Genomic DNA, 1,175 nt, shown 5'->3' with positions numbered 1-1,175 from the left:
GAGATGTGTATAAGAGACAGGCTGAGCCGCCGGCGGCTGGTGGAACCGGCGCCGGCGAGGGGCCCGGAGACGGCGGCCTACCGGTTCAGCAGCGGGCTGGTGCACGAGGTGACGTACGGATCGCTGTCCAAGCGGGCCAAGGCCGACCGCCACGCCTGGGCGGCGGAACTGCCCGGTGTGCTGCGGGCCGGGGACGGTGCCGTCGGCGGTCATCTGGAACGCGCCTACCGCTACCGCGCCGAGCTGGGGCTGCTCGACGACGCGACCCGGCGGTTGCGCGCCCGTGCGGGCGCGGCGCTCGGCCGGGCCGGGGCCCAGGCCGCCGCCCGGTCCGACCTGCCCTGGGCGCACAGCCTGCTGGAGCGTGCGGTCGGCCTCGACCCCGACGACGCGGGGTCGGCACGCAGGCTCGGCGAGGTGCGGGTGGCGCTCGGCGACACCGAGGCGGGGGCGGTCCTGCTGCGCCGGGTGCGGGAGCTGGGGTCCGCGCCGGTGGAGGCCGCGCACGCCCGGCTGGCGCTCGCCGTGCTGGACCCCGGCGCCCCGGGCCCGGGGCTGACCGCGACGGCCCGGGCGGTGCTGCCGGTCTTCGAGGCGGCCGGGGACGCGGTGGGCCGGGCCCGGGCGCACCTGCGGCTGGCGCAGCGACTCCAGCAGGCGGGCCGGCACGAGGAGGCGGAACGCGACCAGGCGCGGGCCCTGGAGCAGGCGGTGCTGGCCGGGGCCGAACCCGAGCGCGCCGGGGCGCTCGGAGCCATCGGCATCTCCCTGTGGCGCGGCCCGGTGCCCGCACCCGAGGCGGTGGCGCGCTGCCGTGATCTGCTGGCGGCGCACGGCGGGGGCCGCCCGACGGTCCGGCTCACCCTGAACTGCCCGCTGGCGGTGCTGTACGCACTCCAGGACCGGCCCCACGAGGCGCACGGCTGCCTGGCGGAGGCTCAGGAGCTGGCCGACAACCTCCGGTTCGCCGAGGCGGAGGTGTTCCTGCCGGTGTTCCGGGCCGCGGTGGAGTCGCTGCTCGGCGACGGCCCGGCCGCGCTGGAGCTGCTGGCCCGCGCCGACGGGGCGGCCCGGCACACCGGCGCGGCCGGGATGCGGACGGCCGTCGCACTGGACGCGGCCCGGATCGAGCTCGACTCCGGCCGGACCCGCCGGGCGGCCGCCCGGCTCGCCGG

Annotated in this window: 1 pseudogene; it reads left to right on the top strand. The window is 79.4% G+C overall.

The features are described from left to right. Positions 1-1,175: pseudogene (locus tag IH13_RS0130875) on the top strand (adenylate/guanylate cyclase domain-containing protein); the annotation flags it as partial.

Origin of the sequence: Streptomyces sp. NRRL WC-3549, assembly GCF_000721935.1 — a bacterium.
Taxonomy (GTDB): domain Bacteria; phylum Actinomycetota; class Actinomycetes; order Streptomycetales; family Streptomycetaceae; genus Streptomyces.
This window is presented reverse-complemented; position numbering and strand designations above follow the sequence as displayed.